Consider the following 7,929-nt stretch of genomic DNA (forward strand, 5'->3'; position numbering starts at 1 on the left):
CCTTGAGAATCTGACTGACTTTCGTCTACACACTCGGGCCCGGGAACTCCCGAACCCCTTGGCGGCGGGGTGGCTGTCACCACCCCACCAGGGACCAGGACAGAAGTCCTGGCCCGATCCCTCGCGGGATCGGACCGGAAACTACTCGCCCCGGGCCTTCGCGACGATCTCCTTGGCGATGCCCGGAGGCACCTCCGAGTAGGAGTCGAACTGCATGCTGTAGCTCGCGCGCCCCTGCGTCTTGCTACGCAGGTCACCCACGTAGCCGAACATCTCAGACAGCGGCACGAGCGCCGTGACGACACGGGCACCGGCCCGCTCGTCCATCGACTGGATCTGCCCGCGGCGGCCGTTGAGGTCGCCGATGACATCACCCATGTAGTCCTCGGGCGTGGTGACCTCGACGGCCATCATCGGCTCGAGAAGCACTGCGTCGGCCTTGCGCGCGGCCTCCTTGAAGGCCATCGAGCCGGCGATCTTGAACGCCATCTCCGAGGAGTCGACGTCGTGCGCGGCGCCGTCGATGAGCGTAACCTTCACGCCCACCATCGGGTAGCCGGCCAGCACACCGAACTCGGCGGCCTCCTGAGCGCCCGCGTCGACCGAGGGGATGTACTCCCTCGGGACGCGGCCACCCGTGACCTTGTTCTCGAACTCGTAGCCGTCGTTGCCTTCGCCCAGCGGTTCGAGGTTGATGATCACCCGCGCGAACTGGCCGGAACCACCGGTCTGCTTCTTGTGGGTGTAGTCGAGCTTCTCCACCGTGCGGCGGATGGTCTCGCGGTAGGCCACCTGCGGACGGCCGACGTTGGCCTCGACCTTGAACTCGCGACGCATGCGGTCGACGAGGATCTCCAGGTGAAGCTCGCCCATGCCCCAGATGACCGTCTGACCGGTCTCCTCGTCGCGGCGGACCTGGAAGGACGGGTCCTCCTCGGCCAGTCGCTGGATGGCGGTGGACAGCTTCTCCTGGTCGCCCTTGGTCTTGGGCTCGATGGCGACGTTGATGACCGGAGCCGGGAACGTCATCGACTCGAGGACGACCTGGTTCGACGGGTCGGACAGGGTGTCGCCGGTCGTGGTGTCCTTCAGGCCCATGACCGCCACGATCTGACCAGCGATCGCCGTGGGGCGCTCTTCGCGCTTGTTGGCGTGCATCTGGTAGATCTTGCCGATCCGCTCCTTCTTGCCCTTCACCGAGTTGACGACCTGTGAACCGGTGTCGAGCGTGCCCGAGTAGATGCGGATGTAGGTGAGCTTGCCCAGGTGCGGGTCGCTGGCGATCTTGAACGCCAGTGCGGAGAACGGCTCGGCCGGGTCCGCGTGACGCTCGATCACCTGGTCCTCCTTGCCGACCGCGTGACCCTTGAACGCCTTGAGGTCAGTCGGGGCGGGGAGGTAGGCGACGATCGCGTCGAGCAGGGGCTGCACGCCCTTGTTCTTGAACGCGGTGCCGCACAGCACCGGGTTGATGGCGCTGGACAGCGTGGCACGGCGAAGGGCCGCCACCAGCTGCTCCTCGGTGGGCTCGGTGCCCTCGAGGTAGAGCTCCATCAGCTCGTCGTCGTTCTCGGCGACAGTCTCGATGAGCCGGTCGCGCCACTCACGCGCGGCCTCGGCGTGGTCGGCCGGGATGTCGACGGTGTCGTACATCTCGCCCTTGGCCGCCTCGGCGCTCCAGATGAGACCCTTCATCTTGATGAGGTCGATGACGCCCTTGAAGTCGGCCTCAACGCCCCACGGAAGCTGGATCACAGCCGGGGTCGCACCCAGGCGGCTGACCATCATCTCGACGCAGCGGTGGAACTCCGCGCCGACACGGTCCATCTTGTTGACAAAGCAGATGCGCGGGACGTTGTAGCGGTCCGCCTGACGCCACACCGTCTCTGACTGCGGCTCAACACCGGCGACGCCGTCGAACACGGCGACGGCACCGTCGAGGACGCGGAGCGAACGCTCCACCTCGATGGTGAAGTCGACGTGACCCGGGGTGTCGATGATGTTGATGGTGTGACCGATCCACTCACAGGTGGTCGCGGCAGACGTGATCGTGATGCCGCGCTCCTGCTCCTGCTCCATCCAGTCCATCGTGGCAGCGCCCTCGTGGACCTCACCGATCTTGTAGTTGATGCCGGTGTAGAACAGGATGCGCTCGGTCGTGGTGGTCTTGCCCGCGTCGATATGGGCCATGATCCCAATGTTGCGGACCTTGGCCAGGTCAAGAGCGGTCGTAGCGGCCACTTTAACTCGCGTCCTCGTCGTCTCGTCGAACCCGCCGGGGTTACCAGCGGTAGTGGGCGAAGGCCTTGTTGGACTCGGCCATCTTGTGGGTGTCCTCACGCTTCTTGACGCTCGCCCCGAGGCCGTTGCTGGCGTCGAGGAGCTCGTTCATGAGGCGCTCGGTCATGGTCTTCTCGCGGCGGGCGCGGGAGTACTGCACCAGCCAGCGCAGGGCCAGGGTGGTGCTGCGCGCGGCGCGCACCTCGACCGGCACCTGGTAGGTCGCGCCACCGACCCGGCGGCTGCGGACCTCGAGAGTGGGCTTGACGTTGTCGAGCGCGCGCTTCAGGGTGACGACCGGGTCGTTGCCCGTCTTGTCCCTGCAGCCCTCGAGGGCGCCGTAGACGATCGACTGCGCGATGGAGCGCTTGCCGTCCAGGAGCACCTTGTTGATCAGAGCGGTGACCAGCGGCGAGCTGTAAACCGGGTCAGACATGAGCTGACGACGGCCAGGAGAACCCTTACGAGGCATTGTTAGCTCTTCTCCCTCTTCGCGCCGTAGCGGCTACGGGCCTGCTTGCGGTTGCGGACACCCTGGGTGTCGAGCGAACCACGGATGATCTTGTAGCGAACACCAGGCAGGTCCTTCACACGACCGCCACGCACGAGCACGATGGAGTGCTCCTGCAGGTTGTGGCCCACACCGGGGATGTAGGCCGTGACCTCGATGCCGTTCGTGAGCCGAACGCGAGCCACCTTGCGCAGTGCCGAGTTGGGCTTCTTCGGAGTCGTCGTATAAACGCGCTGGCACACGCCGCGCCGCTGCGGACTCCCCTTGAGGGCAGGAGTCTTGGTCTTGGAGACCTTGTCCTGCCGGCCCTTGCGGACCAACTGCTGAATAGTGGGCACTGCCACTCCGTTTCGTGCCTTGGCCGGTGTTACGTCAGTTGTGTTGCATTTCGCAGGTGCTGCCGGTGTCATGACCTGCTGGTTTTCCCCGTCCCGGTGCCCCCGCGCTCGGGCGTGTCGCGCTATTCACGCAGACGTCCCGCGAGGTTCACGAGCCAGGAAGCCGTTCTACGCCCACAATGAGCGCACGGTCGAGAGCCCGCATAGAGACGGGCACGATGCTCAAGACTACCCAGGCCCACGCGACACGTCAAAACGGCGCGACAGGGCGGACAAGCCTTGCCACTCCGGATCGCCGGGCCTATTCATCCAGCCCATCAACAGCTCCGCACCAATGATATAGGCCCACGCCGTGTTTCGTTCGCGGTACGCCCAACGAGATCAGACCGTTGCCGCAAGCCCGGGGGGACCAACGCGCCGTGTTGGGGTGTCACAGGCGCCAGATTGACGTGTCGCAGGCGCTTGTCCGCCGGCCACCCCCATGACCGACCACGGGCCACGGGCCGGCCCACGATGCGTCGTAGCGCGCTCAGCCGCTGAAGGCGGCAGGATCCCGGCCCACTGGCGCCGTAACGGCGGCCCACCGCTGAAGGGCTCAGAAACCGTCTCCCTGGAGGGCCCTCAGCCCCGTGCGGCGACTGGAGCGACCACGGCCCCGCCGTAACGAATGAAGGGGTTGAAACGGCGCGCCCAGGCCGGGTGGAAAGCAGCGCGCCCGGGCCTCTTGGACAAGAGACCCGGGCGCGTCACCTACGAACGACTACGAATTCACCGGTTGTACTGGCCGAAGTCGTACTCCTCCAGCGGAACGGCCTCGCCGCTGCCGGTGCCGAAGGTGTAGTCGGCCGCGGAGCCGTCGTAACCACCCACGGTGTACATGGCCGCCTTGGCCTCTTCGGTGGGCTCCACCCGGATGTTCCGGTACTGCGGCATGCCAGTGCCGGCCGGGATGAGCTTACCGATGATGACGTTCTCCTTCAGACCCAGCAGCGAGTCGGACTTGGCGTGGATCGCCGCGTCCGTCAGCACCCTGGTCGTCTCCTGGAAGGACGCCGCCGACAGCCACGACTCGGTCGCGAGCGACGCCTTCGTGATGCCCATGAGCACCGGACGACCGGCGGCCGGGGAGCCGCCCTCCGCCACCGTCTCGCGGTTCATCAGCTCGAAGCGCGGACGCTCCACGAGCTCACCGGGCAGCAGGTCGGTGTCACCGGACTCCAGCACGTTGACGCGCTTGAGCATCTGCCGAACGATGATCTCGATGTGCTTGTCGTGGATCGACACACCCTGGGACCGGTAGACCTGCTGGACCTCCGCCACCAGGTGCAGCTGCACGGCCCGCGGGCCGAGGATGCGCAGCACCTCGTTGGGGTTGACCGCACCGGCGACCAGCTGCTGGCCGACCGTGACACGCTGGCCGTCCTGCACGAGCAGGCGAGAGCGCATCGACACCGGGTAGGCGATCTCTTCCGAGCCGTCGTCCGGCGTGATGACGATCTTCCTGGTCTTGTCGGTCTCGTCGATGCGAGCCCGGCCCTCGGCCTCGGAGATCGGGGCGACACCCTTGGGGATGCGCGCCTCGAAGAGCTCCGTGACACGGGGCAGACCGTGCGTGATGTCGGCGCCGGCCACACCACCGGTGTGGAACGTCCGCATCGTCAGCTGCGTGCCGGGCTCACCGATCGACTGGGCGGCGATGATGCCGACCGCCTCGCCGACGTCCACGAGCTTGCCGGTGGCCAGCGAGCGGCCGTAGCAGGTCGCGCAGACACCGATCTTCGCCTCGCAGACGAGCGCGCTGCGGGTGCGCACGGTCTCGACCCCGGCCTCGACCAGCTTCGTCACGTGGATGTCGTTGATGTCGACACCCACCGGGACGATGACCTTGCCGTCGACCTCGACGTCCTCGGCCAGGATGCGGCCGTGCACGTTGGACTCGGCGTTCTCCGCCTTGACCAGGTTGCCCGTCGCGTCGCGGTCGGCCACGTGCAGCGGGACCGCGCGGTCGGTGCCGCAGTCGATCTCACGCACGATGACGTCCTGCGCCACGTCCACCAGACGACGGGTCAGGTAACCCGAGTCGGCGGTACGCAGGGCGGTGTCGGCCAGACCCTTCCGCTGACCGTGGGTGGAGATGAAGTACTCCAGCACCGACAGGCCCTCGCGGAACGAGGCCTTGATCGGCCGCGGGATCGTCTCACCCTTGGTGTTGGACACCAGGCCACGGATGCCGGCGATCTGCCGGACCTGCATCTTGTTACCACGGGCGCCGGAGTTGACCATCATCCAGACCGGGTTGGTCGCCGGGAAGGCGTTGACCATGTCGGTCTCGACGTCGGCCGTCGCGTGCGTCCAGATCTCGATGAGCTCCTGACGGCGCTCCTCGTCGGTGATCAGACCGCGCTCGTACTCGCGCTGGACCTTGTCGGCCCGGCGCTCGTAGTTCTCCATGATCTCGGTCTTGTTCGGCGGCGCGACGACGTCCTCGATCGAGATCGTGACGCCGGAACGGGTCGCCCAGCGGAAACCGGCGTCCTTGAGCGCGTCGAGCGAGTTGGCGACCTCGATCTTCGGGTAGGTCTCCGCCAGCTCGTTCACGATCGTGGACAGCTGCTTCTTGCCGACCTGGAAGTCGACGAACGGGTAGCTGTCCGGCAGCGTCTGGTTGAACAGGCACCGGCCGAACGTCGTCTCCAGCCTGATCGCGTCGCCCTGCTCCCAGCCCTCGGGCGCCACCCAGTCGCGCGGCGGCAGGACGTCCTTCAGCCGGATCTGGATCTTCGCCTGAATCTCCAGCTCACCGCGGTCGAAGGCCATCTGCGCCTCGGCGATCGAGCCGAACACACGGCCCTCGCCGATCGCGCCGTCCTTCTGGGTGGTCAGCCAGTAGAGGCCGATGACCATGTCCTGGGTGGGCATCGTCACGGGCTTGCCGTCGGCCGGCTTGAGGATGTTGTTGGTCGAGAGCATCAGGATGCGAGCCTCGGCCTGGGCCTCAGCCGACAGCGGCAGGTGCACGGCCATCTGGTCGCCGTCGAAGTCCGCGTTGAACGCGGTGCAGACGAGCGGGTGGATCTGGATGGCCTTGCCCTCGACCAGCTGCGGCTCGAACGCCTGGATGCCCAGGCGGTGGAGCGTCGGGGCGCGGTTGAGCAGCACCGGGTGCTCGGTGATGACCTCTTCGAGCACGTCCCACACCACGGGGCGGGCACGCTCGACCATCCGCTTGGCCGACTTGATGTTCTGCGCGTGGTTGAGGTCCACGAGCCGCTTCATCACGAACGGCTTGAACAGCTCCAGCGCCATCTGCTTGGGCAGACCGCACTGGTGCAGCTTGAGCTGCGGGCCGACGACGATGACCGAACGGCCGGAGTAGTCGACTCGCTTGCCCAGCAGGTTCTGGCGGAACCGGCCCTGCTTACCCTTCAGCATGTCGCTGAGGGACTTCAGCGGACGGTTGCCGGGACCGGTGACCGGGCGACCGCGGCGACCGTTGTCGAACAGCGCGTCCACGGCCTCCTGCAGCATCCGCTTCTCGTTGTTCACGATGATCTCGGGCGCGCCGAGGTCGAGCAGCCGCTTGAGGCGGTTGTTGCGGTTGATGACCCGGCGGTAGAGGTCGTTGAGGTCGGACGTCGCGAACCGGCCACCGTCGAGCTGCACCATCGGGCGCAGGTCCGGCGGGATGACCGGGATGCAGTCCAGCACCATGCCGCGCGGCGAGTTGGTGGTGTTGAGGAACGCCGACACGACCTTGAGCCGCTTGAGCGCGCGGGCCTTCTTCTGGCCCTTGCCGCTGCGGATCGTCTCGCGCAGGTTTTCGGCCTCGGCGTCGAGGTCGAAGTTGATCAGACGGTCCTGGATCGCCTGCGCGCCCATGCCGCCCTTGAAGTAGCGGCCGAAGCGGTCGCGCATCTCGCGGTAGAGCAGCTCGTCGCCCTCGAGGTCCTGGACCTTGAGGTTCTTGAAGCGGCTCCACACCTCGTCGAGCCGGTCCAGCTCACGCTGGGCGCGGTCGCGCAGCTGACGCATCTCGCGCTCGGCGCCCTCGCGGACCTTGCGGCGCTGGTCGCCCTTGGCGCCGGCGGCCTCCAGCTCGCCCAGGTCGGCCTCGAGCTTCTTCTGCCTGGCCTCGACATCGGCGTCGCGGCGCTGCTCGATGTGCTGCCGCTCGACGGAGATCTTCGCCTCCAGCGACGGCAGGTCACGCTCACGCATCTCGGTGTCGACATGCGTGATCATGTACGCCGCGAAGTAGATGACCTTCTCCAGGTCCTTCGGGGCGAGGTCGAGCAGGTAGCCGAGGCGCGACGGGACGCCCTTGAAGTACCAGATGTGCGTGACCGGGGCGGCCAGCTCGATGTGGCCCATCCGCTCACGGCGCACCTTGGCCCGGGTCACCTCGACGCCGCAGCGCTCACAGATGATGCCCTTGAAGCGGACGCGCTTGTACTTACCGCAGTAGCACTCCCAGTCCCGGGTGGGGCCGAAGATCTTCTCGCAGAAGAGCCCGTCCTTTTCCGGCTTGAGGGTCCGGTAGTTGATCGTCTCCGGCTTCTTGACCTCGCCGTGCGACCACTGACGGATGTCGTCGGCGGTCGCAAGACCGATCCTGAGCTCGTCGAAGAAGTTGACGTCTAGCATTTGTGCGATCTCCCCCTCAGACTTCTTCCACGCTGCTCGGCTCACGCCGGGACAGATCGATGCCGAGTTCCTCCGCGGCGCGGAAGACGTCCTCGTCGGTGTCGCGCATCTCGATGGACATGCCGTCGCTGGAGAGCACCTCGACGTTCAGGCACA

The 7,929-nt window shown here is 66.5% G+C and carries 4 protein-coding genes; all 4 read right to left on the reverse strand.

Translation table 11 applies throughout. From position 1 onward, the window contains the following. Window positions 1-141 precede the first annotated feature (141 nt). The gene (fusA, locus tag ETD86_RS33260; protein WP_246148578.1) at window positions 142-2,190 is read right to left on the reverse strand and encodes an elongation factor G; all 2,049 of its coding nucleotides are present in this window, start codon (window positions 2,188-2,190) and stop codon (window positions 142-144) included. A 91-nt stretch (window positions 2,191-2,281) separates the two neighbouring features. After that, a complete protein-coding gene (rpsG, locus tag ETD86_RS33265; protein ID WP_138670613.1) occupies window positions 2,282-2,752 on the reverse strand; it encodes a 30S ribosomal protein S7 in 471 nt (156 codons plus the stop codon). 2 nt (window positions 2,753-2,754) lie between these two features. Next, window positions 2,755-3,129 carry a 30S ribosomal protein S12 gene (gene rpsL / locus ETD86_RS33270; RefSeq protein WP_049572713.1) on the reverse strand — a complete coding sequence of 125 codons (375 nt, stop codon included), beginning with the start codon at window positions 3,127-3,129 and terminating at the stop codon, window positions 2,755-2,757. Window positions 3,130-3,897: 768 nt separating this feature from the next. Further along, the gene (locus ETD86_RS33275) at window positions 3,898-7,773 is read right to left on the reverse strand and encodes a DNA-directed RNA polymerase subunit beta' (RefSeq protein WP_138670614.1); all 3,876 of its coding nucleotides are present in this window, start codon (window positions 7,771-7,773) and stop codon (window positions 3,898-3,900) included. Window positions 7,774-7,929 lie beyond the last annotated feature (156 nt).

The sequence above is a fragment of the Nonomuraea turkmeniaca genome (genome assembly GCF_005889735.1).
GTDB classification, from domain to species: domain Bacteria; phylum Actinomycetota; class Actinomycetes; order Streptosporangiales; family Streptosporangiaceae; genus Nonomuraea; species Nonomuraea turkmeniaca.